Genomic DNA, 26515 nt, shown 5'->3' on the forward strand with positions numbered 1-26515 from the left:
CACCACATTTGGTGCAACCCGAGTTTTCGAAAGGATTTCAGCATGGCCACCGTCAAGGTCGACAAGGGCAATTTTCAGGCCGATGTGCTCAATGCCAAGGAGCCGGTTGTGGTGGATTTCTGGGCCGAGTGGTGCGGTCCGTGCAAGATGATCGCCCCGGCTTTGGAAGACATCGCCAAGGAGCTCGGCTCGAAGGTGAAGGTCGCCAAGCTCAACATCGACGAGAATCCCGAGTTGGCCGCCCAGTACGGCGTGCGCTCGATCCCGACGCTGATGATCTTCAAGGGCGGCGAAGTGGCCGACATGAAGGTGGGTGCGGCGCCGAAGACGGCGCTGTCGCACTGGATCAATGGCAGCCTCGCCTGAGCCAATCCGAATATCAGAAAGATCGAGCCCGGCCATCGCGCCGGGCTTTTTCCTTGGCGCCATCGCTGACGGCGCTCTGGCCCTGACGCTTCGGGCAGCCATCTCCTTTCCTTAAGAAAAGGAGAGCCCCATGACCGGAACAGCCAAGGCCACAGTTCACGTCGACAATGAGCGCGTGATCGTCACCGAATACCGCTTCGCCCCGGGCGCCAACACCGGCTGGCACCGCCATGGCCACGACTATGTCATCGTGCCGCTGATGGACGGCAAGGTGAAGCTGGTGACCAAGGACGGCGAATCCTTCGCGGAGATGAAGCAAGGCGCGCCCTATTTCCGCCGGGAAGGCGTCGAGCACGATGTCATCAACGCCAATGACGGCGAATACGCCTTTATCGAGATCGAGCTGAAATAACCTTCGAGGCAGGCGCCGCTACCAATCGGCGACGCGATCGCCGCCGATGAATTGCGCGCTTTTGTCCGTGTATTCGAACAGCTCGATCTTCACGCCGTTGGGGTCTTTGATCCAGGCCTGCCAGGTGCCGTCGCAAGCGAGCTTCTTCGCCGTGACCTCGACCTCTTGCGACCGGATATGGGTGATCGCGGCGTCCATGTCTTCCACCTCCAGGCAGAAGTGGTTGATCTGGTTCGCCTCGCTGTAGCGGGCTTCGGCCTTCTCGAACACCTCGACATGGCTGCGGCCGCCGCAATCGAGATAGAAACCGAAGATCTTGCCGTCGCGCAGGAAGTTGAACCGCGTGTCCATGCCGAGCACATCCCGGTAGAAGCCGCGCGTCGCCTCAAGGTCATGCGCGAAGATGCAGACGTGGGCCAGCTGGTTCACCTTGATCACGATTGCTCCTCGCGACTGCCTCGGCGCTATCAGGTCGGCGGCGTGCCGTTCTCGTCCAGCACGGCGCCGGCGAAATATAGCGAGCCGCCGATGAGGATGCGCGGCGCCGGACCGTCCCAGCTGTCGCGCAACAGCATCAGCGCGTCGGCGACGGAGTTGACCGGCTCGGCCGACAGGCCGGCCTCGGTGGCGCGCAGCGCGAGCTCGTCATTGGGCACACCGGCATCGCTCTTGCTCACCGGCACCGTGTAGACATGGCGGGCAAGCCCCTTGAAGGCGCTGAAATAGCCGGTCTGGTCCTTGGTGTTGATCATGCCGGCGATGAGGATCAGCGGGCGCGGGTTCTTTTCCTCCTGCTCGGCCAGCGCTTCGGCGATGACGACGCCGGCGCCCGGATTGTGGCCGCCGTCGAGCCAGATCTCGGCGCCCTTTGGGGCAAGCTCAACCAGCCTGCCCTGCGTCAGCTTTTGCATCCGGGCCGGCCACGCGGTGCTAGTCATCGCTTTTTCGGCAGCGCGATGGCTTATCTCGAAGCCGGCGGCCTTGACCGCGGCGATCGCCGCGGCGGCATTGGCGAACTGATGCCGACCGGGCAGGCGCGGCAGCGGCAGGTCCATCAGACCGTCCTCGTCCTGATAGACCATGCGGCCGTTCTCCTCGAAGGCCAGGAAATCCTGACCGTAAACGACGGTCGGGCAATCCAGCCGCTCCGCGGTCTCGATCAGCACCTCCAGCGCGGTCTCGCTTTCCTGCGCGCCGATCACCACCGGGCAGCCGCGCTTCATGATGCCGGCCTTTTCGGCCGCGATCAGCTCAACGCGGTCGCCGAGATAGGCTTCGTGATCCATCGACACCGGCATGATCACCGAAACGGCAGGCCGGGAAATGACATTGGTGGCATCGAAGCGGCCGCCGAGCCCGACCTCGATGATCGCCGCCTCGGCCGGATGCTCGGAAAACAGGATGAAGGTGACGGCGGTGAGTATCTCGAAAACGGTGATCTTCTGGCCCTGATTGGCCTTGGCGACGCGCGCGATGGCCTCGGCAAAGACATCGTCGTCGACCAGCTTGCCGCCGCCCTCGGCGGCCAGCCGGTAGCGCTCGTGCCAGTTTACCAGGTGCGGCGAGGTGTGCACGTGGACGAGATGACCGGCCGCCTCCAGCAGCGCCCGCGAGAAGGCGGCGCAGGAGCCCTTGCCGTTGGTGCCGGCGATGTGGATGACCGGCGGCAGCCGGTCCTGCGGGTTGCCGAGACGCTCGAGCAGGCGGGCGATGCGGTCCAGCGAAAGGTCGAAACCTTTCGGATGAAGCGTCATCAGATGTTCGATTTCACGATCGGCGGCGAGCGTTGTCATGGCGGAATCCTAGAGCATTTGCGGCGAAAGAACAGGATCGCCTTCAATGCTTTTCGTTCGTGTGCAATTCCGGACGCAAAACCGCTACGCACTCTTGCTGGAATTGCTCTGGCGCATGAGCCCGAACCGGGATCGGTTTTGGAAAGGGATCATGCGCAAACGGCTACTGCGCAGCGCAGTTGGCGCAATCGCGTGGGCGGCAAACGATGTCGCGTCAGGCCTGCGGCCGGGATTCGGCGTTGACGACCGCCGGCGGCAGGATCTCAGGCTCCAATGGCGTCTCGGCCACTGGGGTCTTGAGCAGCATCTTCAACAGTCGTGCGATGGTCGAGCGCATCTCCAGACGCGAGACCACCATGTCGACCATGCCGTGTTCCATCAGATATTCGGCGCGCTGGAAGCCATCGGGGAGTTTCTCGCGGATCGTCTGCTCGATGACGCGCGGCCCGGCGAAGCCGATCAGCGCGCCGGGCTCGGCGATGTGAACGTCGCCAAGCATGGCATAGGACGCGGTCACGCCGCCGGTGGTAGGGTTGGTCAGCACGACGATATAGGGCAGACCGGCTTCCTTCAGCCGGTCGACGCCTACCGTGGTGCGCGGCAATTGCATCAGCGAGAGGATGCCTTCCTGCATGCGGGCGCCGCCCGAGGCGGCGAACAGGATCAGCGGCCGCCTGCGCTGCAAAGCGACCTCGAAGGCATGGACGATGGCTTCGCCCGCGGCCATGCCGAGCGAGCCGCCCATGAAGGCGAAATCCTGCACGGTAACCACCACCGGCAGGCCTTCGATGGTGCCGACTGCGTTAAGAATCGCGTCCTCGAGGCTTGTCTTGGCCTTCGCCTCTTTCAGCCGATCGGTGTAGCGCTTCTCATCGCGGAACTTCAGCGGATCCTGCACGACCTTGGGGTTTTCCAGCGTCTCGTATCTGCCGTCGTCGAAGAAGTATTTCAGCCGCTCCTTGGCCGAGATCTTCATATGGTGGCCGGAAGACGGGATGACGAACTGGTTGGATTCGAGGTCCTTGTGGAAGATCATCTCGCCGGTCTCGGGATCCTTGATCCAGAGATTTTCCGGCATGTCGGTGCGCCGGCCGAGCATCGAATTGATCTTCGGTCGAACGTAGTTGGTGATCCAGTTCATCGCTTCGGCTCCTGTCCCGACGAAGAGACGTCCAGCAATTCCAGGAAAAGTGTGTGGCGGTTTTCCGTACGGAATTGCGTAAAAACAAATAGTCAGACTATTCGGCGGCAGCAAGGCGGGCCGAGCGGACGCCCTGGGCAAGCCCGCTGACCAGCGTGGCGACCGCTTCGGCCGGATCGGCGGTCTTCTCGCCCTTGGGCCCGAGCACATTGGCGACCGCGTTGACGATGGCCGTGCCGACGACGACGCCGTCGGCCGAAGCGCCGATGGTGCGCGCCTGCTCGGCGGTCTTGACGCCGAAGCCGACGCAGACCGGCAGCGCGGTGTGACTCTTGATCCGCTTGACCGCCGCCGACACCTTGGCAGTGTCGGCCAAGGCCGAGCCGGTGATGCCCGTCATCGACACGTAGTAGACGAAGCCGGAGGTGTTCTCGAGCACCTTCGGCAGGCGCTTGTCGTCGGTGGTCGGCGTCGCCAGGCGGATGAAGTTGACGCCGGCCTTCAGCGCCGGAATGCAAAGCTCCTCATCCATCTCCGGCGGCAGGTCGACGACGATCAGGCCGTCTATACCGCTGGCCTTGGCGTCAGCGAGGAAGCGGTCGACGCCGTAGATGTAGATCGGATTGTAGTAACCCATCAGAACGATCGGCGTCTCGTCGTCGCCGGCGCGGAATTCGGACGCCATCTTCAGCGTTTTCGCCAGCGTCTGGCCGCCCTTCAACGCCCGAAGGCCCGCCGCCTGGATGGCCGGGCCGTCGGCCATCGGGTCGGAGAAGGGCATGCCGAGCTCGATGATGTCGCTGCCGGAGGCAGGCAGCCCCTTCATGATCGACAGCGAGGTTTCGTAATCGGGGTCGCCGCCCATGATGTAGGTGACGAGAGCCGGGCGGCCTTCTGCCTTGAGCTTGGCCATGCGGCGGTCGATGCGGGTGGTCATGGTGTTTTCTTCTTCCGAGGAGTTTTTCTCTTAGGCTTTGGCGGTATTGTGGATTTCAGACCACTAACGTTTGCACGCATAATAAAGACACGGTGCAAAAAGGCCTCAACAGCCTCCAATATCAGACTCAAGTCCTTGTCTGACGGTTTCCACCCCCGATGAGCGGCAGCGCTCCCAGCGTCAGTGGCAATGGCCAAAATACCTTTTTCCGTTTGCCCTATGTAATCCTGGGACAAAAGCTCGTCGAGCTTCTCGTCAAACGTTATGGCAGCATCGATACCAAGTACTTCTGTTGCTCTGTCGAGAAGCGTTCTAACGCCTATAACTGAAAAAACAGAAAGTCCTATATTTAGAGCAGAGTATATATCATTAATGAGTTCATACAGTGTAATGTCGATCGATATAAGATCATTTATCCAGTTAGGTTTTTCTTTTTTTATCTGCGGAACTTCTGGCCAATGACTTACACTCTCCGCGAATTCAACCTGCTGACCGTACTCTCCATTAACATAGATGTAGTCTTCAGAAAAAACACTTACAGTTTGATGATAAATACCCTCGCAGGCTGGGCATTGCAGAATCCGGTGATCGGTCTGATACCAAGTCTGGCTTTCTTCATCGTCCTCACGATGCTTTGCGTGACCGACAACATCTGCCCAACGGGCTGGCCCACAGTTTGGACAATGGCCTCTCACTCTTGACGGAGTGAAATTAACCTGGCCGCTCATTGTCAGATCTCCATGCCCAGCATGTTGGCGACCGTATGCACGTCCTTGTCGCCGCGGCCGGATAGGTTGACGATGACGATCTGGTCCTTGTCCATCTTCGGCACGATCTTCATCGCATGCGCGATGGCGTGCGCAGATTCCAGCGCCGGGATGATGCCTTCGACGCGGGTCGTCAGTTGGAAGGCCTCCAGCGCCTCGTCGTCGAGGATCGGCTCATATTCGACGCGGCCCGAATCGCGCAGCCAGGCATGCTCGGGCCCGACGCCCGGATAATCGAGACCGGCCGAGATCGAATGGCCGTCGAGAATCTGGCCGTCCGCATTCTGCAAGAGATAGGTGCGATTGCCGTGCAGCACGCCCGGCGCGCCGGCATTCATCGAGGCGCAGTGCTCGACGCCGTCGAGGCCGCGACCGCCGGCCTCGATGCCGATGATGCGCACATCCTTGTCGTCGAGGAACGGGTGGAAAAGGCCAATGGCGTTGGAGCCGCCGCCGACGGCGGCGATGATGACGTCGGGCAGCCGGCCCTCCTGCTCCAGCATCTGGGCGCGTGCTTCCGTGCCGATCACCGACTGGAAGTCGCGCACCAGCTCCGGATAGGGATGCGGGCCGGCGGCGGTGCCGATCAGGTAATAGGTGTCCTCGACATTGGTCACCCAGTCACGCAGCGCCTCGTTCATCGCGTCCTTCAGCGTGCCGTGGCCGGCGGTGACCGGGCGAACCTCGGCGCCGAGCAGCTTCATGCGAAAGACGTTCGGGCTCTGGCGGGCGACGTCGGTTGCACCCATGTAAACCACGCAGGGATAGCCGAAGCGCGCAGCGACCGTGGCGGAAGCGACACCATGCTGGCCGGCACCGGTCTCGGCAATGATGCGCTTCTTGCCCATGCGCTTGGCGAGCAGGATCTGGCCGAGGCAATTGTTGATCTTGTGCGAGCCGGTGTGGTTCAGGTCCTCGCGCTTGAAATAGACCTTGGCGCCGCCCCCGAGGCCCTTCGCCGAGGAAACCTCGCGAAGATACCTTGTCAGGCCCTCGGCGAAATAGAGCTTCGACGGTCTACCGGCATAATGGGTCGAGAGGTTCTCCAGCTCCGCCTTGAACTCCGGATCATTCTTGGCCTTGTTCCACTGCTCTTCGAGATCGAGGATCAGCGGCATCAGCGTCTCGGCGACGAAGCGGCCGCCGAAAATGCCGAACATGCCCTGCTCGTCGGGCCCGGTGCGGAAGGAATTGGGCATAGCCGGCCTGTTCATCGCCGATCTCCTGAGTCTTTGCTTCTGAGCACGTCCTTATCGGAAAACCGGTTCCCACTTTTCCGGGACATGCTCGGGTTTGAAAACTTCCTCAGGCGGCGCGGTCGTCGCGCGCGGCCCTGACGGCCCGGAAAAACTGCTCGATCAGCGCCGGATCCTTGACGCCCGGAGCGCTCTCCACGCCGGAGGAGATGTCTATCCCGGGCGGATTGGCCAGTCTGAGGGCATCGCCGACATTGGCGGCGTTGAGCCCTCCGGAAAGCATGTAATCGAGGCCGGCGTCAAGGCCGGCAAGGATGCGCCAGTCGAAGGCGACGCCATTGCCGCCAGGCAATTGCGATCCCTTGGGCGGCTTGGCGTCGAACATCAAGCGGTCGGCAACGCCGACATAGGGCTTTATCCGCTCGAGATCCGCGGCTTCGCTGACCGACAGCACCTTCATCACCGGCAGGCCGTAGCGGGTCTTGAGCTCGGCCACCTGCACCGGCGTTTCGGAACCATGCAGTTGCAGCATATCCGGCTGCATCCTCGCGACAATCTCGTCGAGAAGGGCATCATCCGCATCCACGGTGACGGCAACCGCCTTGGCCTTGCCGATGGCCGCCTGGCGCAGACGGCCGGCCTCGGCCGGATGGACGAAGCGCGGGCTTTTGGCAAAGAAGATGAAGCCGACATGGCTGGCCCCGCCAGCGAGCGCGGCGGCCATCGCGGCGTCGGTCTTCAATCCGCAGATCTTGATGTCGAGCGTCATGGCGCGGGATTGGCACGAAAAGCCGCAAGAGTCGAGAAAAAGCATGCCGTTGCCGGGCCGACGGAAAGCGCTACCTTTCGAGTAGGGACACAGGCGGGAGCAGAAAGATCATGACCGACAAGGCCGTCGCCGAACTCAGGCAGAAGATCGCGCAGGCGCGCGAGGTGATCGTGCATCTGATGGACAAGTCCGCTTTCAACGGCGCCGAGGCGCACCGGGCGCTCGACTATTTCGGCAGCGACGCGTTCGACCGGAATTTTCTGCCGTGGCCGCATGCGAGTGAGGAAGGGCTGCGGCCGGAGGAACTCAACGCGGCGAATGACGATTGAGCGGCTGCGGTGGGCCGCCAGCTATACGGGTGCCAGGGCGACGCCTACTCAAACACGATCGCCTGCAGCGCGCCGCCGTTGCGCTTCAGCCAGTCCTTGCAGCGATCGGTGTCGGGGCAGAGCTTTTCGCACAGCTTCCAGAATTTCGGTCCGTGGTTCATCTCTTTCAGATGCGCGACCTCATGCGCCACCAGGTAATTGATGACCGGCGGCGGCGCCATCATGATGCGCCACGAGAAGGACAGATTGCCCTCCGAGGTGCATGACCCCCAGCGGCTGGAGGTATCCTTGTAGCGGATCGCCTTGGCGCGCTTGCCGATCGCCTCGGTGTGCTTGACCACCAGCTTCTCGATCTCGCGCTTGGCCTCGCGTTTCAGATAATCGGCGATGCGGCGCGGCAGGTGGACACGCTCGCCATGGATGATGAGCAGCGGGCCGCGCTCGTCGCGCGCGATGGTGACGGTGCCGCGTTTCGCCGGCTCATGGACGATGCGGTACGGCACGCCGCGGATCGGGATCTTGATGCCGGGCCGCACCTGCGGGCGCATCGGCACCTTGGCCAGGCGCTGCTCCAGCCAGTCCTGATGGCGGTCGAGGAACTTCTCCACCTCGCCGCGGCGCAAGCCGGGCGGCACGGTTATGCGCAGCCCCTGGCCGCCGGAATCGATACGCAGCGTCAACCGCCGGGCCCTCGCGCTCTCGACGATTTTGAGCGGCAGGGTGCGGCCGGCGACGCAATGCTCGCGCTCCACGACGGGCTTGGGTTCTGGCTTGGTCAGATTGCGAAAGAAGCCGAGGGTCATGGCCGGACGATACGCGATTCGAGAAAAACGACCAGTAGAGTGAGGCTACATGGAGAACAAAAAAGAAACGGCGCCGCTTGCGCGACGCCGCATGTCGGCCGAGCCTTATGATTGAGGCTCAGTCGTCAAGGAGGTTCGAGCCCTTGCCGCGCCTCGGCCCCGTCGCTCCGGTCGGACCACTCGTCGTGGTCGGCGCGGTCCGCTTGTTGCGCTCGGCCATGAAGCGGTCGAACTCTTCCTGGTCCTTGGCACGGCGCAGCTCGCGGGCATACTCGTCGAACTCGTTCAGCATCTCGTCGAGCTTGCGGCGCTCCTCGGCGAGGCGTTCGAGTTCCTTCTCGCGCCAGTCGTCGAAAGCGACGTTGCCGGTGCGGGACGAGCCATGGCCCCAGCGGGCCGCCTTTTCCGAGCCACGGCGGCAGCCGGCGAAGATGCCGTCGGTGGCGCGGTTGACATCGCGCTTGAAGCCTTCGAGCCGGTCGCCCCAGATGATGTAGGCAAGCATGGCGAAGCCCAGCGGCCAGAACACCATGAAGCCGATCACCATCAGCGCGATGGTCGCCGGCGTCCAGGCCGGACGGATCAATGCACTTGTGTTCATTTTCTCCCAATCCTTCCGTTGGAGACAGCCAAACCGGCTGCGTGGAATCGAAATGGGAAGGCGAAATCGGCGATTCAAGGCAAGTCCGGCCAAAACCGGCGAAAGGCCTGAAATGATTATCGCTTTTTGAGTTTCTCGAGGAAAAGCACTGCCATTCCGGCGACCAGCCCCCAAAAAGCCGCGCCGACGCCGAACAAGGTGAGCCCTGAGGCCGTCACCGCAAAGGTGAGCGTGGCCGGCATGCGCTCGCCCGCATCATGGAGCGCGATCGAGAGCGCGTTGGCTAAAGGCGCCATCAGCGCCAGGCCGGCGACCAGCACGATCAGGCTCTGCGGCAGGACGGCGAAGATCGCCACCAGCGAAGCGCCGAAGATGGCGAAGACCAGATAGGCGAGCGCATAGAACGGCCCCGTCTTCCAGCGCTCGGCGGGATCCGGATGGACATCCGGGCCGGTGCAGATCGCCGCGGAGATCGCCGCCAGATTGGTCGTCGAGGCGCCGAACGGCGCCGAGAGCAGCGAGAACAGCCCGGTGACGCCGATCAGCGGGCCAGGTTCCGGGTGGTAGCCGGCGGCTTTCAGCACCGCGAGACCGGAGAGGTTCTGGGAGGCCATGGTGACGAGGTAGAGCGGCAAGGCCAGGCCAATGATCGCCGAAACGGTGAACTGCGGAGCGATCAGCGTCAGTGTCGACAATTCCGGCGCCGGCAGGCCGCCGACGCGGCCGGTGAGGAAGGCGGCAAGGCCGCCGCCGATCAGCACGACAAGGACCGAAACCGCCGGGTTGAACAGCCGGATGACGAAGAAGGCGGCGATCAGCGGCAGGATCAGCCACGGATCGGCGGGAATGGCCTTGACCGCACTGATGGCGAAGCCGACCAGGATGCCGGCCAGCATGCCGGACGCCACCGAGGCCGGAATCTGCGCGATCAGCCGGGTCAGCGGCTTGAACAGGCCGGTGGCGATCAAGAGGATGCCGGTGACGATGAAAGCGCCGACGGCTTGCGCCATGGTGAAGCCGCTGGAGGCCGCGATCAGCGCCAGGCCCGGGGTCGACCAGGCGGTGATGACCGGCATTTTCGTGCGCCAGGACAGCCACAGGCATTCTAGGGCCATGGCCAGGCAGATCGCCGTCACCCCGCTCGCGGTCTCGATCTGAGTGGCGCCGATCGCCTTGGCGGCGGCAATGACGATGGCTAAAGTGCCGCCAAAGCCGACGATGGCCGCAACGAAGGCGGATATCGGGATTGAAATGCGCATGCTCATGAAACCCGCTGGACCAGGTCGCCGACGGCGCGGTTGAGCATGTCGAGATCCTCCGGGCGGGAGAGGCGATGATCGCCGTCGGGGATAAGCGACAGCGTGACGTCATCGGCCGGCAGCAGTGCGGCGAGCTTCAGCGCATGGCCGGAAGGCACGTCCGGATCGGCGAGACCCTGCAGGATATGCACCGGGCAATGAGTGTCGATCGGCCCGGTCATCACCCGGTTCGCGCGGCCGTCCTCGATCAGCGCGCGCGTGTAGATATAGGGCTCGGCGGAATAGTCGGACGGTTCCTCGAAAAATCCCTTTTTCGAAAGGTCGCGCTTCTGCGCCCTGGTCAGCACCGGCTCGATCAGTTCGACGGTGAAGTCGGGCGCCGGCGCAAGCAGCACCAGGCCGGCGATGCGGTCGTCGCCGGCCTTGCGCAATTCCTGCACCATGCGCAGCGCAATCCACGCCCCCATCGAGGAGCCGACCAGGATCTGCTTGCCCTTGCTGAAGCGGCGAAAGACGGCGAGGCTCTCGGCCAGCCATTTCGAGATCGTGCCCTCGGCGAATTCGCCGCCCGATTCGCCGTGGCCGGAATAGTCGTGGCGCAGATAGGCGCGGCCTTCGCGGCTCGCCCAGGCCGACAGCGCCTCGGCCTTGGTGCCCAGCATGTCGGACTTGTAGCCGCCCAGCCAGACGATGCCCGGCGCTGAGCCCGGCGCCTGCCTGACAGCGATCTGCGTTCCGTTCACGTCGATGAAAACTGGTGCGCTGGCGTCCATGACCTCGTCCTTCCGGCCGGTCTTTTGGCACATCCGGCGGTTCGCGGAAAAGTGCTCGCACCTTTTCTTTGCTTGGTGCAGGCAATGGCAAGCTTTGAGGTGATTTCCTGGCGAGGCTGTGCTATTGACTCCGGCCGCGCGCTCACCACATAGGCGCGTCCAAGCGATTGAACTCAAAGAAACCCTGAACGAAACGGCCGAGGAGACCACGACCATTCGCAGACCTTTCAAAGCAGCGGCCCCGACCAAGGACGGTCCGCGCTCCAACCGAGACATCCGGGTGCCCCGGGTCCAGCTCATCGACGCAGAAGGCCACAACCGTGGCGAAGTTTCCATCAACGACGCGCTGCTGCTGGCCGAAGAGGCCGGGCTGGATCTCGTCGAGATATCGCCCAACGCGCAGCCGCCCGTCGTCAAGATCCTCGATCTCGGCAAGCTGAAATACGCCAACCAGAAGAAGGCGGCCGAGGCGCGCAAGAACCAGAAGGTCATCGAGATCAAGGAGATCAAGATGCGCCCGAACATCGACAGCCATGACTACGAAACCAAGATGAAGGCCGTGCGGCGCTTCTTCGAGGACGGCGACAAGGTCAAGCTGACGCTGCGTTTCCGCGGCCGCGAAATGGCGCATATGGAACTCGGCATGCAGCTCCTGAACAAGGTGCGCGAGGAAGTCGCGCCGATCGCCAAGGTCGAGGCCGAGCCGAAGCTCGAAGGCCGACAGATGATGATGGTGCTGGCGCCCCGCTGACGGTGCGCCTCACGTTTCCTTTCCGTCCTGGAGCCATTCCGGCGCGATCGCCGCAAACTGTCGCGCCGATCACGGTTTCGCGAAGGAGAATTGACCGGCCGGCGCTGCTTGGTGCTCCAAAATCCGCCTGAATTGCCGCGCAGGGCGACCCGACGATCGGCGGGGCGCCTGTTTTTCTATCCGATCGCCGGCTTCTCGACGATCGAGCTCCTCGATCGCGAGCAAATCGACGATCGGATTTTCCCGATCGCGATCAAAACACGACGATCGGATTGGCCATGGTCGATGAAACAAAGATCCCGACCGACAACCAGATAGAAGGGTTGGGCGGCTACCAGTATATGCGCCGCATCGTGCTGGCGGTGCTCATCGTGGTGCTGTTTGCGGCACTCCTGTTCGGCCAGTCGACGTTCCCTCCCGAGACGCCCGTGCACGAGACGATCGAGATGTTCGGCGTGCTCCTGATCTTCCTGGGCATTGTCGGGCGCTTGTGGTCGACGCTCTACATCGGCGGCCGCAAATCCTCCGAAGTGGTCACCGGCGGGCCCTATTCGATCACCCGCAACCCGCTCTATCTGTTCTCGACCGTGGCGGCAGCCGGCGTTGGCGCGCAGATCGGCTCGTTTTCCGGCATCATCCTCTTCGCGGTCCTTTGCGCCGGCGCCTTCCACGTCGTCATCCTGCGCGAGGAGCGCTATCTCAAGGAAGTCCTCGGCGCGCCCTACAAAGCCTATCTGGCGCGCGTGCCTCGCTTCTTTCCGAAGCTTTCGCTCTACCAGGAAGGCGACACCGGCAGCTTCAAGCCGCGCCTGCTGTTGAACACGCTGCTCGACGGGCTGGTATTCCTGGTGGCGCTGCCGGCCTTCGAACTGATCGACGGCGCGCAGCAGTCGGGGGTGCTGCCGGTGTGGTTCACGCTGCCCTGAACGGGACAGCGCGCCGCGGGGCGTGAGGTGTTGCGCACGAGCCCTGTTTGATCTATAGGACCGCCGTTCCGCGTATCGGCCACGGAAATCATCTCTGATTTACGGAAAGCACGATACGCAGAGCAAATACAAAAACCGCCCGGCAGGGCATGCCGTGGCGGTTTCATTTGCTTTTCGGGCTTTGGTCGGCCCGAAGCGAGAAAAGAAGCGCGATGGTGCGCCACATTACGGAGTAGCAAAATGCCCAAGATGAAGACCAAATCGGCCGCCAAGAAGCGGTTCAAGATTACCGCCACCGGCAAGGTGCTGTCGGCTGCCGCCGGCAAGCGCCACGGCATGATCAAGCGTTCCAACAAGTTCATTCGCGATGCCCGCGGCACGATGGTTCTGGCTGAACCGGACGGCAAGAAGGTCATCAAGAATTTTCTGCCGAACGGCCTTTAAGCATTCGGTCCGGAACAGCGTTTTAAGGAGATCATGACATGGCACGCGTAAAGAGAGGCGTCACCGCCCACGCCAAGCACAAGAAGGTCCTGAAAGCCGCCAAGGGCTTCTACGGCCGTCGCAAGAACACCATCCGCATCGCCAAGCAGGCGGTGGAAAAGTCGCTGCAGTACGCCTATCGCGACCGCAAGAACCGCAAGCGCTCGTTCCGCGCGCTGTGGATCCAGCGCATCAATGCAGCGGTGCACGAGCACGGCCTGACCTATGGCCGCTTCATCGACGGCCTCAACAAGGCCGGCATCGAGATCGACCGCAAGGTCCTTTCGGACATGGCCATCCACGAGCCGCAGGCTTTCGCAGCCCTTGTGGCCAAGGCCAAGGTGGCGCTCGAATATCTGAAGAACACCACGCCGAATGCTTTTGAGAGCGCTGTCGCCTAAGCCAGCGCTTCCCAAGCATTCGCTATTCTGATTTGGGGAACCCGCGCTGGCACGGCTGGCGCGGGTTTTTCTTATGCCTGATGCAACCAAATTGGTGACGCGCCGGACCCCGGTGGTTGCCCGATCGAGAGAGTTTCGCCGTGAACGCCACTGCTGGAAATCTTGAAACCCTTGAAGCTTCTTTGATGGCCGACATCGCGGCCGCGGCCGACGAGCAGGCGATCGAGGCTGTGCGCGTCTCGGCGCTGGGCAAGAAGGGCTCGGTCTCCGAGATGCTGAAAACGCTCGGCGCCATGAGCGCCGAGGAGCGGCAGGTCAAGGGCCCGGCGATCAATGGGCTGAAGAACCGCGTCACCGAGGCGCTGACGGCGCGCAAGTCGGAGCTGAAGGACGTGGCGATCGCGGCGCGGCTCGCCGCCGAGACGGTCGACGTCACGCTGCCGGTGCGCCAGTCGCCGGCCGAGCGCGGCCGCATCCATCCGATCAGCCAGGTGATCGACGAAATCGCCGCGATCTTCGGCGACCTCGGCTTCGCGATCGCGGAAGGCCCGGACATCGAGACCGACTATTACAATTTCACCGCGCTCAATTTCCCGGAAGGCCACCCCGCGCGCGAGATGCACGACACCTTCTTCTTCCAGCCGGACGAGAAGGGCGAACGCAAGCTTTTGCGCACGCACACCTCGCCCGTGCAGATCCGCACCATGGAGCAGCAGAAGCCGCCGATCCGCATCGTCATCCCCGGCAAGACCTACCGGCAGGATTCGGACGCAACGCACTCGCCGATGTTCCATCAGGTCGAGGGGCTGGTAATCGACAAGACCGCCAACATCGCCAACATGAAGTGGGTGCTGGAGGAATTCTGCAAGGCCTTCTTCGAAGTGCCGAGCGTCAAGATGCGCTTCCGGCCGTCCTTCTTTCCGTTCACCGAGCCCAGCCTCGAGGTCGACATCCAGTGCGACCGCTCGCGGCCGGGAGAAGTGCGCTTCGGCGAAGGCTCCGACTGGATGGAGATCCTGGGCTGCGGCATGGTGCATCCCAACGTGTTGCGTTACGGCGGGCTCGATCCCGACGAATACCAGGGCTTTGCCTGGGGCATGGGCATCGACCGCATCGCCATGCTGAAATACGGCATGCCGGACCTGCGCGCATTTTTCGACGCCGACGTGCGCTGGCTCACGCATTACGGCTTCCGGCCGCTCGACATGCCGACGCTGTTCGGGGGCCTTTCCACATGACCGCTCCCCATACCGGGGGCTGCCGCTGCGGTGCCGTGCGGTTCCAGGCCTCGGCCGAGCCGCACCACATCAGCTATTGCCATTGCGGCGATTGCCGGCGTGCCAGCGGCGCGCCGGTGTCGGCCTTTATCGGCTTCGCCGCCGACCAGATCGCGCTCGAAGGCAAGTCGCTGAAGAGCTACCGGAACGGCCCGGTGGCGCGCTCGTTCTGCGGCATTTGCGGCTCGCCGATCGCCTATAGCGACGAGCGGCTCGCCGGCCATATTTACTTCACGCTCGGCGCCATGGACATGCCTGCCTATTTCAGGCCGACGCTGCATGCGCATGTGCGCGAGCAGCTGCCCTTCCTGCATATGCCCGATTCACTGCCGCGGCACCTCAAGACGAGCGTGGCCAGACCTGACGCGCAAAGCCCTTCCTACGGAACACAGTCATGAAATTCACCCTCTCCTGGCTCAAGGACCATCTCGAGACCGACGCTTCGCTTGCCGAAATCGTCGAGCGGCTGACGGCGATCGGCCTCGAAGTCGAACATGTCGACGACAAGGCGGGCCTAAAACCCTTTGTCATCGCCAAGGTGCTGACTGCCGTGCAGCATCCCGACGCCGACCGGCTGCGGGTGCTTACGGTCGATACCGGCGACGGCAAGCCGCCGGTGCAGGTGGTGTGCGGGGCGCCCAACGCCCGCGCCGGCCTGGTCGGCGCTTTTGCTGCGCCCGGCACCTATATTCCCGGCATCGACGTCACGCTTTCGGTCGGCAAGATCCGAGGCGTCGAGAGCCATGGCATGATGTGCTCCGAACGCGAGCTGCAGCTTTCGGACGAGCATACCGGCATCATCGACCTGCCCGAAGACGCACCGGTCGGCACCAGCTTCGCCGCCTACGCCCATCTCGACGATCCGGTGATCGAGATCAACCTGACGCCGAACCGCCCCGATGCGACCAGCGTCTACGGCATCGCGCGCGACCTCGCGGCGAGCGGCCTCGGCCGGCTGACCGGCGGCGCGATCATGCCGCATGCCGGCGACGGCATGTGCCCTGTCAAGGTCAAGATCGAGGCGCCGGAACTCTGCCCCGGCTTCGCGCTGACGCTGGTGAAGGGCGTGAAGAACGGCCCGTCGCCGAAATGGCTGCAGCAGCGGCTGATCGCCATCGGGCTTCGGCCGATCAGCGCGCTGGTCGACATCACCAACTACGTCACCTTCGACCGCGGCCGGCCGCTGCATGTGTTCGACGCGAAGAAGGTCGCCGGCAACCTTGTGGTGCGCCGCGCCAGGGACGGTGAAAAGGTGCTGGCGCTCGACGGACGCGAATACTCGCTGACGGCCGAGATGTGCGTGATCGCCGACGACAACGGCATCGAATCGATTGCCGGCATCATGGGCGGCGAGCATTCGGGCTGCGACGAGAACACCACCGACGTGCTGATCGAATCGGCGCTCTGGGACCCGATCACGACGGCCCGCACCGGTCGCACCCTCGGCATCATCAGCGATGCGCGCTACCGCTTCGAGCGCGGCGTCGACCCTGAGTTCATGGTGCCCGGCGTCGAGCTCGCGACCAAGCTGGTGCTGGAATTCTGCGGCGGCACGCCGACCGAAATCGAGGTGGCGGGCTATGCCGGCCACAAGCCGAAGATCATTTCCTTCCCGCTGTCGGAAGTGAAGCGGCTGACCGGCATCGAGGTGCCGAGAGAAGAAGCGCTCACCATCCTGACCCGTCTCGGCTTCGAGCCGCGCAGCTCAGGTGACGCCGTCGAGGTGAAGGTCCCCTCCTGGCGTCCGGATGTCGACGGCAAGGCCGATCTCGTCGAGGAAGTGATGCGCATCCACGGCGTCGACAACATAGCGCCGCAGCCGCTCACCTCGCATGACGCGGTCAACGGCAGGATCCTGACCATGCTGCAGGTGCGCACCCGGGCCGCCAAGCGCGCGCTCGCCGTGCGCGGCATGATGGAGGCGGTCACCTGGTCGTTCATTCCGGCGAAACACGCGGAGCTGTTCGGCGGCGGCCAGAACGGGCTGAAGCTCGCCAATCCGATCGCCGCCGACATGTCCGACATGCGGCCGTCGCTGCTGCCCGGGCTGATCAGCGCCGCCCAGCGCAATGCCGATCGGGGCATCGGCGACGTGGCGCTGTTCGAAGTGTCCGGCACCTATGAAGGCGACTTGGCCGACCAGCAGCGGCGCGTCGCCGCGGGCGTGCGGCGGGGCACCGCCAAGCTCGACGGCTCGGGCCGCAGCTGGGCCGGCAATGCCGGGCCGGTCGGCGTCTTCGACGCGAAGGCCGATGCGATCGCGGCGCTCGAAGCCTGCGGCGCGCCGGTCGACAGGCTGCAGATCGAGCCTGGCGGCCCGACCTGGTACCATCCTGGACGCTCAGGCACGATCAAGCTCGGGCCGAAGACCGTGCTCGGCACTTTCGGCGAGTTCCATCCAAAGACGCTCGAAGTGCTCGACGCCTCCGGGCCGCTCTGCGGCTTCGAGGTCTTTGTCGATGCCGTGCCGGAGCCGAAGGCCAAGCCGACGCGCACCAAGCCGAAGCTGGAGCTTTCACCCTTCCAGGCGGTGAAGCGCGATTTTGCTTTCGTCGTCGACCGGACGGTCGAGGCCGGCACGCTGGTGCGGGCAGCTTTGGCCGCCGACAAGAAGCTCGTCACCGGCGTTTCGGTGTTCGACGTCTTCGAGGGCGCTGCGCTCGGCGCCGCCAAGAAGTCGATCGCCATCGAAGTCTCGATCCAGCCGGTCGAAAAGACGCTGACCGACGAGGATTTCGAGGCGCTGGCCAAGCGCATCGTCGAGAACGTCAACAAGCAGACGGGCGGCGTGCTGAGAGCATAAAGGATTGCCGGAAGGTGGCGAATCGCCCTCCATTGGGCGATGCACCATCTCCGCTATTCCGGCCTGCCTTTCGAGGAGCAACGCGCGGCGTTCCTCGAAATCGTGGCGGCGGACCCGCTGCTGGCCAAAACGCTGGCGCGAGTGCGTGAACTGGCGTTGCCGGACTGGCTGGTGGTTTCCGGCGCGCTCTACAACAGCATCTGGAACCATCTCACCGGCAGGCCCTCAGGCTACGGCATCAAGGATGTCGATCTGTTCTATTTCGACGGCACCGATCTCTCCTACGAGGCCGAGGACGCGGTGATCCGCCGGGCGGCGCAGCATTTCGAAGGACTGACGCTGCCGGTGGAGGTGCGAAATCAGGCACGCGTGCATCTGTGGTATCCGGCCAAGTTCGGCCAGGCATGCCCGCGCTACACGAGCGCGAGTGAATCGGTCGGCTATTTCGCGTCGAAGACGCATGCGGTTGGGGTGCGGTACGATGCCGAGGGATGCCTAGATTTGGTGGCACCGTTCGGGCTCGATGACATTTTTTCGTTCCGCATCACGCCGAACCGGGTGCTGGACAACCAGCGGACGCATGAGGCGAAGGGGAGGAGGGCGCGAGAGAACTGGCCGGAGATCAGCGTCGTGCCTTGGTAGGTCAGCGCGAGGCGCCCCCCTCTGTCCTGCCGGACAGAGGGGGGCGCTGTCCCGCCAGCGTCTCAAAGCAAGCTGAAATGTCTAACCATTCACCAGCGCCAGCAGCTCTTCGGTGTAGCGCTTGCCGACGACCTTATCGGGCGACAGCGCGTCGCCGATGGCCGCGACCTCGGCGGCGCTCAGCTTGATCCCGGCGGCTGCCGTGTTCTGCTCCAAATGGAGGATCTTGCGCGCGCCGGGGATCGGCACGATGAAATCGCCCTGGTGCAGCACCCAGGCGAGCGCCAGTTGCGCCGATGTCACGCCCTTCTCCGCCGCCATCTTCTCCAGCACAGCGATGACGGCGTTGTTGGCTTCCATCGCCTCGGCCTGGAAGCGCGGCAGGGTGAGGCGCCAGTCGCCGGCGCCGAGCGCGTCGGGCTTGGCGATGGTGCCGGTGAGCAGGCCGCGGCCGAGCGGGCTGTAGGGCACGAAGCCGATGCCGAGCTCGCGGCAGACCGCAAAGACCTCGTCCTCGGGGTCGCGGCTCCACAGCGAATACTCGCTCTGCACGGCGGCGATCGGGTGCACGGCATGCGCCCGGCGCAGCGTCGCGCCGCTCACTTCCGACAGGCCGAGCGCCCGCACCTTACCCTCGCGCACCAGCTCGGCCATGGCGCCGACCGTGTCCTCGATCGGCACGTTCGGGTCAACGCGATGCTGGTAGTAGAGGTCGATGACGTCGGTATCGAGCCGCTTCAGCGAGGCCTCCGCCACCGCCTTGACGTGCTCAGGGCGGCTGTCGACGCCGATCATGCGGTCGATGCCCGAACCGTGCTCGGATATCTTGAAGCCGAATTTGGTGGCGATGGTGACCTTCTCGCGTACCGGCTTCAGCGCCTTGCCGAGCAGGATCTCGTTCTCGTAAGGGCCATAGACTTCGGCGGTATCGAAGAAGGTGACACCGATCTCGACGGCGCGGCGCAGCGTGGCGATGGCTTCCGCCTCCGGCTGTCCGCCATAGACAAAGCTCATGCCCATGCAGCCGAGGCCGACGGGGAAGACTTCGAGTTCAGTTCCTAATTTGCGGGTTTGCATGGCGCATCTCCTTGTTGCGATGGAGATGAAATAGCGCCTAGGCATCCGTTCGATAATCATGTCTCTTTCGCACAGCTCGCTCTATAAGATAGATCAATGAACCGGACGAACCTTTCCCAGCTGGCCGTTCTCGCCGCGGTCGCGCAATGCGCCAGCTTCCGCGGCGCGGCCCGCGAGCTCGGCATCGCGCCGTCGGCGGTCAGCCATGCGGTGGCGAGCCTGGAGGCGCGGCTCGGCGTGCGGCTTCTGGCGCGCAGCACGCGCAGTGTCGCCCCGACCGAGGAAGGCGCGCGGCTGTTGGAGCGCCTGCGGCCGGCACTGTCCGAGATCGACCTGGCGCTGGAAACGGCGGTCGAGACGCGCGACCGGCCGGCTGGCAATCTCAGGCTTAGCGTGCCGCGCACCGCCGCGCATCTGGTGCTGACGCCGCGGCTCGCTGCCTTCACGGCCGCCTATCCCGAGATCATGCTGGAGATCGTGATCGAGGACCGCTTTACGGATGTGGTGGAGGGTGGGTTCGACGCCGGTGTCAGGCTGGGCGAAAGCCTGCAGCGCGACATGATCGCGGCGCGCATCGGGCCGAACATCCGCGGCGCGGTGGTCGGCGCGCCTTCCTACTTCGCGACCATGCCCAAACCGCGCCATCCATGCGATCTCGCCGATCACCGCTGCATCCGCTTCCGCTTCTCCAGCGGCATCCTCTACCGCTGGGAGTTCGAGAAGGACGGCGAGGAAATCGAGATCGCCGCACAAGGGCCGCTGATCCTCGACGAGGACCATCTGATCGCCCAGGCGGCGATCGACGGCGCCGGGCTCGCCTTCGTCTTCCAGGACTATGTGAAGGCGCCGCTCGCCGATGGCCGGCTGATCCGCGTGCTGGAGGACTGGTGCCCCGCTTTCGACGGCTTCTTCGTCTACTACCCAAGCCGCCGCCAGATGCGGCCGGCGTTGCGGGCCTTCGTCGATTTCTTCAAGGTGAGCGGGTAGGGCTCCTCCGTTCCGCTTGTGGGGAGGGCTGGAAGAAAGGTGATTTCAGCGACGTTTTTCGACCATGCAATCGTCCATCACCAACACCGCTACCCGCTATGGCTGGGCGATGATCATCCTTCACTGGCTGATCGGCATCATCTTCATCGGCCAGTTCGTGCTCGGCTTCGTGATGATGCGGATCGACAGCCAGCGGACATCCTTCGAGCTGATCCAGCTGCATAAGTCCTTCGGCTTCCTGCTGCTTGGGCTGGTCATCCTGCGCATCGCCTGGCGTGTCGGCGATGCGGCGCCAGCACTCCCGCCTTCGGTGGGAACATTGGAGCGCAAGGCAGCGCCGCTGGCGCATTTCGCGCTTTACGCCTTCCAGGTTGCGCTGCCGCTCTCCGGCTGGGCGCTGGTCTCGGTCTCGACGCTGGAAATCCCGACGATGCCGTTCAACCAGTTCGTCATGCCCGACCTGCCGCTCGCCGAATCCGACGCCGCGGAAAGCTTCTGGTCGGCCGCGCATTGGTATCTTGCCTATGCCGGCATCGCGCTGGTCGCGTTGCATATCCTTGCTGCGATGCGCCACCATTTCCTGCTGCGCGACAGCGTGCTCACGCGCATAATCACGCCTTCGTCAGCCCGGGAATAGGGCGGGCCGCCCGTTCGTTGGTGGCGGGAAGACAGCAATGCGCTGGTTCAGGATAGGAAAGATGTCGATGCATGCGCGCATCCTCGGATTGGCGGCCTTTGCCGCTTGCCTTGCCGCGCCGGTTTGCGCCGCGGTGGCGCTCAGTGACGCCGCCGGCAGCTATACGATCAGCCCGGCGGGCTCCTCGATCCGCTTCACCATCGGCAAGGCCGGCGGTGGCGGCTTCGGCGGCGCCTTCGGCCGCTTCAAGGGCACGATCCGCATCGACAATGCCGATGTCGGGCGCTCGAAGGTCAACCTCACGATCTTTCCGGAAAGCGTCGGCACCGGCCAGGGCCGCATCGATGCTTTCCTGCGTTCCGACGCCGTCTTCGACAGCGCCAACAATCCGGAGATCCAGTTCCGCTCGACAAACGTGACCCGCACCGGCGAGACCACCGCCGTGGTCACCGGCCGGCTGACGGCGCGCGGCAAGACGTTTTCGGAAAAGTTCACGGCCGAGCTCGATGGGCTGAAGTCAGGAACCATCAAGTTCCATGTCACCGGCAAGGTGCTCAGATCGCGCTACGGCATGGATGTCGGCACGCCGATCTATTCCAACGTCGTCGACTTCGACATGACCCTGACGGGGAGAAGGGGTTAGCTCTGGTCGCGCATCCTCGGGTTCGTCATCCTAGGGCGGAGCAAGGAGCGAAGCGACGCGCGCAGACCCTAGGATCCATGCCGTGACGCTAAGGCGTTGCAACGGTTACAGAATTCTGCATCCCTGCACTTTACGTCATAGGTCACGGAATGGATCCTCGGATCAAGCCCGAGGATGACGAAGGCGCTTTGTGGCCCGCGTCTGCGATTGGCTTTTCTCCGGAATTGGGGCACACCTCCATCGACGTAACCGACATGGAGAAGCATGATGTTCCGATGGGGTGTTCTGTCGACGGCCAAGATCGGCCGCGAGCAGCTTTTGCCGGCGATCGTGGATTCTGAGAACGGCGTGCTGTCGGCGATCGCCAGCCGCGATCTGGCGAAGGCTCGCGCCCTGGGCGAGCGTTTTGGCGCCCGCCATGCCTTCGGCTCCTATGAGGAACTGCTCGCTTCCAAGGAGGTCGACGGCGTCTATATTCCGCTGCCGACCTCGCAGCATGTCGAATGGACGGCGAAGGCAATCGAGGCGGGAAAACATGTGCTGGTCGAGAAGCCTCTTGCGCTCGACGCCAAGGACATCCCGCCGCTGATCAAGCTGCGCGACGAGAAGAACGTGCTGGTCTGCGAGGCCTTCATGGTCGTCTACCACCCGCAGTGGATCAAGGTGCGCGACCTGATCGCCAGCGGCGCGATCGGCCGGCTGCGCCACGTCCAGGGCGCGTTTTCCTATTACAATGTCGATCCCACCAACATGCGCAACCAGCTCGATCTCGGCGGCGGCGCGCTGCCCGACATCGGCGTCTATCCGACCGTGTCGACGCGCTTCTCGACCGGCAAGGAACCGGTCCGCGTGCAAGCCACCATCGAGCGCGACAAGACCTTCGGCACCGACATCTATTCCTCGATCCGCGCGGATTTCGGCGACTTCGAACTGTCCTTCTACCTGTCGACGCAGATGGCGGCGCGACAGGTGATGGTGTTCCACGGCGAGAAGGGTTTCATCGAGGTCTTTGGCCCGTTCAATGCCGGGCTCTACGACCACCATCGCATCGAATTGCACAACCAGAACCACACCGAAGCGCAGGTGTTCCGCTTCCCAGGCACCCAGCAGTACCGGCTGGAATGCGAGGCCTTCGTACGCGCGGCCCAGGGCGGCAAGGAGCGTGTCTTCACGCTGGAGGAATCGGTCCTCAACCAGAAGGTCATCGACGCCATCTTCCGCGCCGGCGACAAGGACGGCTGGGAGCCCGTCTGACAGGCCGTCGGAAGGCGCTGGGGGGAACGAAGATGGCTGACGACGCGGATGTCATCATTGTCGGCGCGGGGCTGGCAGGCCTCGTCGCCGCGACAGAACTTGCCGAGGCCGGCAAGAAAATCATCATCGTCGACCAGGAGCCCGAGCAATCGCTGGGCGGCCAGGCCTTCTGGTCGTTCGGCGGGCTCTTCCTGGTCGACTCGCCCGAGCAGCGGCGCATGCGCATCCGCGATTCCCACGACCTCGCGCTCGCAGACTGGATGGGCACCGCCGCCTTCGACCGCCCTGAGGATTTTTGGCCGCGCAAATGGGCTGAAGCCTATCTCGGCTTCGCGGCGGGCGAGAAGCGCTCCTGGCTGATCGAGCGCGGGTTGAAATTCTTCCCCGTCGTCGGCTGGGCCGAGCGCGGCGGCGGCACTGCCAGCGGCCACGGCAATTCGGTGCCGCGCTTCCACATCACCTGGGGCACCGGGCCCGGCGTGCTGGAGCCCTTCGTGCTGCGCGTGCGCGAGGCGCAGAAGCGTGGGCTCGTCGAGTTCAAGTTTCGCTACCGGGTCAACGAGATCACGCGGACCGGGAAGACGGTGACCGGGGTGCGCGGCGACGTGCTGGAGCCAAGCACGGTCGAGCGTGGACGCAGGAGCTCGCGCAACGTGGCCGGGGATTTCGAGCTCCACGCCCAGGTCGTGATCGTCGCTTCCGGCGGCATCGGCGGCAACCACGAGCTGGTGCGTAAGAACTGGCCGCAGCGTCTCGGCGCGACGCCGAAGCGGATGATCACCGGCGTGCCGGACCATGTCGACGGCCGCATGCTGGCAATTGCCGAAGCAGCGGGCGGGAGGGTCATCAACCGCGACCGCATGTGGCACTATGTCGAGGGGATCAAGAATTGGGCGCCGGTCTGGACCGATCACGCCATACGTATCCTGCCGGGTCCCTCTTCGCTATGGCTCGACGCGCGCGGCAGACGGCTGCCGGTGCCGCTTTTCCCAGGCTTCGACACTTTAGCCACGCTCAGCCATATCATGAGCACCGGCTTCGATTATTCGTGGTTCATCCTGACGAAGAAGATCATCCAGAAGGAGTTCGCGCTGTCGGGCTCGGAGCAGAATCCGGACCTCACCGGCAAGAGCTGGCGGCAGGTGCTTGGCCGCGCCACGTCGGGCATTCCCGGCCCGGTGAAAGCCTTCATGGAAAAGGGTGAGGATTTGATCGTCGAGGCCAACCTTTCGAAGCTGGTGGCGCGGATGAACGGGCTGGCCGGCGAGCCGCTGCTCGATGTGGCGCAGGTCGAACGCGAGATCCGCGCCCGCGACATGCAGCTCGACAACCCGTTTCTCCAAGGATGCGCAGGTCACCGCGCTGCGCGGCGCGCGCGCTTATCTCGGCGACAGGCTGATCCGCACCGCAAAGCCGCACAAGATGCTCGATCCGGCGAACGGCCCGTTGATTGCGGTCCGCCTCAACATCCTCACCCGCAAAACGCTGGGCGGCTTGCAGACCGATCTCGACAGCCGCGTGCTCGACGCGGCGGGCGAGCCGGTGCCTGGTCTCTACGCGGTGGGCGAGGTCGCCGGCTTCGGCGGCGGCGGCGTGCACGGCTATGCGGCGCTCGAAGGCACCTTCCTCGGCGGCTGCATCTTTTCCGGACGCAGCGCCGGAAGGGCGGCGACGAAGGCGGTCGGCTGAGCGATCGAACGGTGTTGCCAAAAGCTCGTGAGCTCGGCCCACCTTGTATGCTGCGGCCTCATTCGGGGTTTGATGTTGCTTGAAGTCGATGCCGGAAAGGGCGTTGACGATGCACGGAGACCTCATACCAAGCGGCCTCCGGCAAGTTTGGCCTCTACCCCAAGCAAGATGGCCCTTACAACGGGTACCCACGCGCTTTAACGGATGCTAATATTCTCCGTTACTCGGGAAGGTCGCAATGTCCAAGGTTTGTTTGTTGTGCGCGTGCCTTCTTTTGCTGGCCGGCTTGTCGACACCGGCCTCCTCTGAGACCCAGATCGGTCAACGCAGCCATAGATATGCGCTCGTAATCGGTAACTCGGCCTACCGTTTTGCGTCATCGCTTCCCAACGGGGTAAATGATGCGAATGCCATCTCCCGAGTTTTGCAAGAGACGGGCTTCGACGTCACCCTTGGATTGGATACCGACGCATCAACGTTCAGGGAACTCATCGGAAAATTCAGGCGAAACTTGCGGCCGGGTGACGTCTCGCTTTTTTACTTCGCCGGACACGGGCTCCAAGCGAACGGGGAGAACTACCTATTGCCGGTTGACGCCGCCCTTCAACGTCCGGCCGACTTGGCTCTGGAGGCTGAGCGCCTGCAAGACATCATCGCCGCCATGACGGCCGAGGAAAATATCGCAATCGTCCTTCTCGATGCCTGTCGGGACAATCCTTTCGTTAAGCAATTGAGTGGACCGGGTCAAAGTCGCGGCCTTGCCATAGGAAAGGGGCTGGGAGCCTTGGATGCTGGCAGGGGAGTCTTTATCGGCTTTGCAACACAACCCGGCAACGTGGCTCTCGATGGAGCCGTCAATCATAGTCCGTTTGCAGACTCTCTTGTGAAGCGGATAAAGACTCCTTCGATCGACATTGAAATTCTCATGCGTCGCGTCCGGTTGGACGTCATGAACGCGACTTCTGGGAAGCAGGTTCCCTGGAGCAACTCGTCCCTGGTGGAGCCGGGATTCTCATTCAACCCGGATGCCGCGTCTAGTCCGTCTTCGGCAGACGCCTATCAGCCAGACATCAACGCGGCGGCAGAGCTTGAATTCTGGAAATCAATCAAGGATACATCCGATGTCTCGATGTATCGTGCTTATCTAGCGGCATTTCCGAATGGTGCATTCGTCGAAATTGCAAAGAGCCGAATTGCCAAGTTCCAAGCACCTACGCCGCCACGCAAAAAGATCCTGCCAAAGAAAGTCAGTCGCAAGCCGCAAGTGTCGTTGCCTGTCGATGAACCTTCCAATCGTTCGGCAAAAACGAGCGCACCAGCTAAACCGGAATCCGTGGGGCGATGCAGGGATGGCAACAAGGAGAGGTGTCGCCAGAGATGCCGTGAAGGCGCAAGGCGTGCCTGTCGCAAGCTGCAACAGCTAGGGGGTTAGTAACGCCGATGACTGCCTTGCGCGCGGTGGGACTTAGGCCGCGCCGCCGACTGCGGCTGGAGACGAGCAAGGGTGCATGAAAAAAGCTGAACTCAAGAACGCTCGGGTACCACTGCCGACCCGATCAGGATCGTGGATTAATACGCCACGTGAACCTCGCCGCGTGAGCGTAGGCAGCCAGCGACTGCTTCGGCCGGCGAGGCAAATGCGCGGGAGTTCAGTTTGATTAATTGGCGCGCCCGAAGAGATTCGAACTCCTGACCCCCAGATTCGTAGTCTGGTGCTCTATCCAGCTGAGCTACGGGCGCGCATCAGGCCGTGTGAGACACAAGCCCCGCGATCCGGTCGAGACGCCGGCCGCGATGTG

Annotated in this window: 29 protein-coding genes, 1 tRNA gene and 1 pseudogene; 18 read left to right on the plus strand and 13 right to left on the minus strand. The window is 63.5% G+C overall.

Translation table 11 applies throughout. From position 1 onward, the window contains the following. The first annotated feature begins 42 nt into the window (after positions 1–42). Positions 43–366, plus strand: a complete 324-nt coding sequence (gene trxA / locus CK218_RS07025) for a thioredoxin (RefSeq protein ID WP_041000044.1) — start codon at positions 43–45, stop codon at positions 364–366. 130 nt (positions 367–496) lie between these two features. Beyond that, entirely contained in the window at positions 497–778 is a 282-nt protein-coding gene (locus CK218_RS07030) for a cupin domain-containing protein (RefSeq protein ID WP_067002933.1), read from the plus strand. An 18-nt stretch (positions 779–796) separates the two neighbouring features. Here the strand turns inward: CK218_RS07030 and CK218_RS07035 are convergent, their stop codons facing one another. From CK218_RS07035 to CK218_RS07065, 7 genes are all read right to left on the minus strand, one after another. Then, positions 797–1216: a VOC family protein gene (locus tag CK218_RS07035; protein ID WP_095827279.1), complete on the minus strand. Its 420-nt coding sequence runs from the start codon at positions 1214–1216 to the stop codon at positions 797–799. Positions 1217–1245: 29 nt separating this feature from the next. Then, positions 1246–2571, minus strand: a complete 1326-nt coding sequence (locus CK218_RS07040; protein ID WP_095827280.1) for a folylpolyglutamate synthase/dihydrofolate synthase family protein — start codon at positions 2569–2571, stop codon at positions 1246–1248. A 214-nt stretch (positions 2572–2785) separates the two neighbouring features. Continuing rightward, positions 2786–3712 (minus strand): acetyl-CoA carboxylase, carboxyltransferase subunit beta, encoded by a 927-nt coding sequence (gene accD, locus CK218_RS07045; RefSeq protein ID WP_067002939.1) that lies wholly within the window; start codon positions 3710–3712, stop codon positions 2786–2788. A gap of 97 nt (positions 3713–3809) precedes the next feature. Continuing rightward, the gene (trpA, locus tag CK218_RS07050; RefSeq protein ID WP_095827281.1) at positions 3810–4649 is read right to left on the minus strand and encodes a tryptophan synthase subunit alpha; all 840 of its coding nucleotides are present in this window, start codon (positions 4647–4649) and stop codon (positions 3810–3812) included. After that, positions 4646–5377, minus strand: a complete 732-nt coding sequence (locus tag CK218_RS29970) for a DUF4145 domain-containing protein (protein ID WP_143749604.1) — start codon at positions 5375–5377, stop codon at positions 4646–4648. Before CK218_RS29970 ends, trpA begins: the two co-directional genes overlap by 4 nt. 2 nt (positions 5378–5379) lie before the next feature. Beyond that, the gene (trpB, locus tag CK218_RS07060; protein ID WP_095827283.1) at positions 5380–6630 is read right to left on the minus strand and encodes a tryptophan synthase subunit beta; all 1251 of its coding nucleotides are present in this window, start codon (positions 6628–6630) and stop codon (positions 5380–5382) included. Between the two features lie 91 nt (positions 6631–6721). After that, positions 6722–7381 (minus strand): phosphoribosylanthranilate isomerase, encoded by a 660-nt coding sequence (locus CK218_RS07065; protein WP_095827284.1) that lies wholly within the window; start codon positions 7379–7381, stop codon positions 6722–6724. A 110-nt stretch (positions 7382–7491) separates the two neighbouring features. Here CK218_RS07065 and CK218_RS07070 point away from each other — a divergent pair, with 110 nt between their 5' ends. After that, positions 7492–7710 (plus strand): hypothetical protein, encoded by a 219-nt coding sequence (locus tag CK218_RS07070; protein WP_095827285.1) that lies wholly within the window; start codon positions 7492–7494, stop codon positions 7708–7710. 44 nt (positions 7711–7754) lie between these two features. On the opposite strand, the gene CK218_RS07075 is transcribed toward CK218_RS07070, so the two are convergent. From CK218_RS07075 to CK218_RS07090, 4 genes are all read right to left on the minus strand, one after another. Beyond that, positions 7755–8513, minus strand: a complete 759-nt coding sequence (locus CK218_RS07075) for a M48 family metallopeptidase (protein WP_095827286.1) — start codon at positions 8511–8513, stop codon at positions 7755–7757. Between the two features lie 118 nt (positions 8514–8631). Continuing rightward, positions 8632–9114: a DUF2852 domain-containing protein gene (locus CK218_RS07080; protein ID WP_095827287.1), complete on the minus strand. Its 483-nt coding sequence runs from the start codon at positions 9112–9114 to the stop codon at positions 8632–8634. Positions 9115–9230: 116 nt separating this feature from the next. Then, complete coding sequence (locus CK218_RS07085) at positions 9231–10373, minus strand: benzoate/H(+) symporter BenE family transporter (RefSeq protein ID WP_095776870.1); 1143 nt, start codon at positions 10371–10373, stop codon at positions 9231–9233. 2 nt (positions 10374–10375) lie between these two features. Beyond that, a complete protein-coding gene (locus CK218_RS07090; protein ID WP_095777085.1) occupies positions 10376–11146 on the minus strand; it encodes an alpha/beta hydrolase in 771 nt (256 codons plus the stop codon). A 214-nt stretch (positions 11147–11360) separates the two neighbouring features. Here CK218_RS07090 and infC point away from each other — a divergent pair, with 214 nt between their 5' ends. The 8 genes from infC to CK218_RS07130 all read left to right on the plus strand — a co-directional run bounded on the left by infC (position 11361) and on the right by CK218_RS07130 (position 18429). After that, the gene (gene infC / locus CK218_RS07095) at positions 11361–11897 is read left to right on the plus strand and encodes a translation initiation factor IF-3 (protein WP_067003282.1); all 537 of its coding nucleotides are present in this window, start codon (positions 11361–11363) and stop codon (positions 11895–11897) included. Between the two features lie 278 nt (positions 11898–12175). Continuing rightward, complete coding sequence (locus CK218_RS07100; RefSeq protein WP_095776868.1) at positions 12176–12823, plus strand: isoprenylcysteine carboxylmethyltransferase family protein; 648 nt, start codon at positions 12176–12178, stop codon at positions 12821–12823. Positions 12824–13063: 240 nt separating this feature from the next. Continuing rightward, positions 13064–13267, plus strand: coding sequence for a 50S ribosomal protein L35 (gene rpmI / locus CK218_RS07105; RefSeq protein WP_027166935.1), 204 nt, complete (start codon positions 13064–13066; stop codon positions 13265–13267). Between the two features lie 38 nt (positions 13268–13305). Beyond that, positions 13306–13707 carry a 50S ribosomal protein L20 gene (rplT, locus tag CK218_RS07110; protein WP_040968947.1) on the plus strand — a complete coding sequence of 134 codons (402 nt, stop codon included), beginning with the start codon at positions 13306–13308 and terminating at the stop codon, positions 13705–13707. A gap of 185 nt (positions 13708–13892) precedes the next feature. Beyond that, positions 13893–14945, plus strand: coding sequence for a phenylalanine--tRNA ligase subunit alpha (gene pheS, locus CK218_RS07115; RefSeq protein WP_245322440.1), 1053 nt, complete (start codon positions 13893–13895; stop codon positions 14943–14945). Beyond that, complete coding sequence (locus CK218_RS07120; RefSeq protein ID WP_095827288.1) at positions 14942–15382, plus strand: GFA family protein; 441 nt, start codon at positions 14942–14944, stop codon at positions 15380–15382. Before pheS ends, CK218_RS07120 begins: the two co-directional genes overlap by 4 nt. Continuing rightward, positions 15379–17787, plus strand: coding sequence for a phenylalanine--tRNA ligase subunit beta (gene pheT, locus CK218_RS07125; protein ID WP_095827289.1), 2409 nt, complete (start codon positions 15379–15381; stop codon positions 17785–17787). The genes CK218_RS07120 and pheT overlap by 4 nt, the downstream gene beginning before the upstream one ends. Before the next feature lie 39 nt (positions 17788–17826). Further along, positions 17827–18429 (plus strand): nucleotidyltransferase family protein, encoded by a 603-nt coding sequence (locus tag CK218_RS07130; protein WP_095827290.1) that lies wholly within the window; start codon positions 17827–17829, stop codon positions 18427–18429. A gap of 81 nt (positions 18430–18510) precedes the next feature. On the opposite strand, the gene CK218_RS07135 is transcribed toward CK218_RS07130, so the two are convergent. Next, positions 18511–19506 carry an aldo/keto reductase gene (locus CK218_RS07135; protein ID WP_095827291.1) on the minus strand — a complete coding sequence of 332 codons (996 nt, stop codon included), beginning with the start codon at positions 19504–19506 and terminating at the stop codon, positions 18511–18513. 96 nt (positions 19507–19602) lie between these two features. Between CK218_RS07135 and CK218_RS07140 the strand changes: the two genes are divergently transcribed. The 7 genes and pseudogenes from CK218_RS07140 to CK218_RS07165 all read left to right on the plus strand — a co-directional run bounded on the left by CK218_RS07140 (position 19603) and on the right by CK218_RS07165 (position 26148). Further along, complete coding sequence (locus tag CK218_RS07140) at positions 19603–20493, plus strand: LysR family transcriptional regulator (RefSeq protein ID WP_067002968.1); 891 nt, start codon at positions 19603–19605, stop codon at positions 20491–20493. 64 nt (positions 20494–20557) lie between these two features. Further along, entirely contained in the window at positions 20558–21130 is a 573-nt protein-coding gene (locus tag CK218_RS07145) for a cytochrome b (RefSeq protein WP_067002971.1), read from the plus strand. A 67-nt stretch (positions 21131–21197) separates the two neighbouring features. After that, entirely contained in the window at positions 21198–21773 is a 576-nt protein-coding gene (locus CK218_RS07150) for a YceI family protein (RefSeq protein ID WP_067003284.1), read from the plus strand. Positions 21774–22040: 267 nt separating this feature from the next. Beyond that, positions 22041–23027 carry a Gfo/Idh/MocA family oxidoreductase gene (locus CK218_RS07155; RefSeq protein ID WP_095782104.1) on the plus strand — a complete coding sequence of 329 codons (987 nt, stop codon included), beginning with the start codon at positions 22041–22043 and terminating at the stop codon, positions 23025–23027. A gap of 32 nt (positions 23028–23059) precedes the next feature. Further along, positions 23060–24376: pseudogene (locus CK218_RS07160) on the plus strand (FAD-binding dehydrogenase); the annotation flags it as partial. Between the two features lie 73 nt (positions 24377–24449). Continuing rightward, positions 24450–24716, plus strand: coding sequence for an FAD-binding protein (locus CK218_RS31365; protein WP_280950819.1), 267 nt, complete (start codon positions 24450–24452; stop codon positions 24714–24716). Between the two features lie 238 nt (positions 24717–24954). Further along, the gene (locus CK218_RS07165) at positions 24955–26148 is read left to right on the plus strand and encodes a caspase domain-containing protein (RefSeq protein WP_095827292.1); all 1194 of its coding nucleotides are present in this window, start codon (positions 24955–24957) and stop codon (positions 26146–26148) included. 231 nt (positions 26149–26379) lie between these two features. Here the strand turns inward: CK218_RS07165 and CK218_RS07170 are convergent. After that, positions 26380–26456 (minus strand) — tRNA-Arg (locus tag CK218_RS07170). Positions 26457–26515 lie beyond the last annotated feature (59 nt).

Source organism: Mesorhizobium sp. WSM3879 (assembly GCF_002294915.1).
In the GTDB taxonomy this organism is placed as follows: Bacteria; Pseudomonadota; Alphaproteobacteria; order Rhizobiales; family Rhizobiaceae; genus Mesorhizobium.

Excerpts from the sequence above, each read along its gene's own strand:
- trxA (WP_041000044.1), top strand. The coding sequence starts at position 43 with ATGGCCACCGTCAAGGTCGACAAGGGCAATTTTCAGGCCGATGTGCTC.
- CK218_RS07030 (WP_067002933.1), top strand. The coding sequence starts at position 497 with ATGACCGGAACAGCCAAGGCCACAGTTCACGTCGACAATGAGCGCGTG.
- CK218_RS07040 (WP_095827280.1), bottom strand. The coding sequence starts at position 2,571 with ATGACAACGCTCGCCGCCGATCGTGAAATCGAACATCTGATGACGCTT.
- accD (WP_067002939.1), bottom strand. The coding sequence starts at position 3,712 with ATGAACTGGATCACCAACTACGTTCGACCGAAGATCAATTCGATGCTC.
- trpA (WP_095827281.1), bottom strand. The coding sequence starts at position 4,649 with ATGACCACCCGCATCGACCGCCGCATGGCCAAGCTCAAGGCAGAAGGC.
- CK218_RS29970 (WP_143749604.1), bottom strand. The coding sequence starts at position 5,377 with ATGAGCGGCCAGGTTAATTTCACTCCGTCAAGAGTGAGAGGCCATTGT.
- trpB (WP_095827283.1), bottom strand. The coding sequence starts at position 6,630 with ATGAACAGGCCGGCTATGCCCAATTCCTTCCGCACCGGGCCCGACGAG.
- CK218_RS07065 (WP_095827284.1), bottom strand. The coding sequence starts at position 7,381 with ATGACGCTCGACATCAAGATCTGCGGATTGAAGACCGACGCCGCGATG.
- CK218_RS07070 (WP_095827285.1), top strand. The coding sequence starts at position 7,492 with ATGACCGACAAGGCCGTCGCCGAACTCAGGCAGAAGATCGCGCAGGCG.
- CK218_RS07075 (WP_095827286.1), bottom strand. The coding sequence starts at position 8,513 with ATGACCCTCGGCTTCTTTCGCAATCTGACCAAGCCAGAACCCAAGCCC.
- CK218_RS07080 (WP_095827287.1), bottom strand. The coding sequence starts at position 9,114 with ATGAACACAAGTGCATTGATCCGTCCGGCCTGGACGCCGGCGACCATC.
- CK218_RS07085 (WP_095776870.1), bottom strand. The coding sequence starts at position 10,373 with ATGCGCATTTCAATCCCGATATCCGCCTTCGTTGCGGCCATCGTCGGC.
- CK218_RS07090 (WP_095777085.1), bottom strand. The coding sequence starts at position 11,146 with ATGGACGCCAGCGCACCAGTTTTCATCGACGTGAACGGAACGCAGATC.
- CK218_RS07100 (WP_095776868.1), top strand. The coding sequence starts at position 12,176 with ATGGTCGATGAAACAAAGATCCCGACCGACAACCAGATAGAAGGGTTG.
- rpmI (WP_027166935.1), top strand. The coding sequence starts at position 13,064 with ATGCCCAAGATGAAGACCAAATCGGCCGCCAAGAAGCGGTTCAAGATT.
- rplT (WP_040968947.1), top strand. The coding sequence starts at position 13,306 with ATGGCACGCGTAAAGAGAGGCGTCACCGCCCACGCCAAGCACAAGAAG.
- pheS (WP_245322440.1), top strand. The coding sequence starts at position 13,893 with ATGGCCGACATCGCGGCCGCGGCCGACGAGCAGGCGATCGAGGCTGTG.
- CK218_RS07120 (WP_095827288.1), top strand. The coding sequence starts at position 14,942 with ATGACCGCTCCCCATACCGGGGGCTGCCGCTGCGGTGCCGTGCGGTTC.
- pheT (WP_095827289.1), top strand. The coding sequence starts at position 15,379 with ATGAAATTCACCCTCTCCTGGCTCAAGGACCATCTCGAGACCGACGCT.
- CK218_RS07130 (WP_095827290.1), top strand. The coding sequence starts at position 17,827 with ATGCACCATCTCCGCTATTCCGGCCTGCCTTTCGAGGAGCAACGCGCG.
- CK218_RS07135 (WP_095827291.1), bottom strand. The coding sequence starts at position 19,506 with ATGCAAACCCGCAAATTAGGAACTGAACTCGAAGTCTTCCCCGTCGGC.
- CK218_RS07140 (WP_067002968.1), top strand. The coding sequence starts at position 19,603 with ATGAACCGGACGAACCTTTCCCAGCTGGCCGTTCTCGCCGCGGTCGCG.
- CK218_RS07145 (WP_067002971.1), top strand. The coding sequence starts at position 20,558 with ATGCAATCGTCCATCACCAACACCGCTACCCGCTATGGCTGGGCGATG.
- CK218_RS07150 (WP_067003284.1), top strand. The coding sequence starts at position 21,198 with ATGCATGCGCGCATCCTCGGATTGGCGGCCTTTGCCGCTTGCCTTGCC.
- CK218_RS07155 (WP_095782104.1), top strand. The coding sequence starts at position 22,041 with ATGTTCCGATGGGGTGTTCTGTCGACGGCCAAGATCGGCCGCGAGCAG.
- CK218_RS31365 (WP_280950819.1), top strand. The coding sequence starts at position 24,450 with ATGCTCGATCCGGCGAACGGCCCGTTGATTGCGGTCCGCCTCAACATC.
- CK218_RS07165 (WP_095827292.1), top strand. The coding sequence starts at position 24,955 with ATGTCCAAGGTTTGTTTGTTGTGCGCGTGCCTTCTTTTGCTGGCCGGC.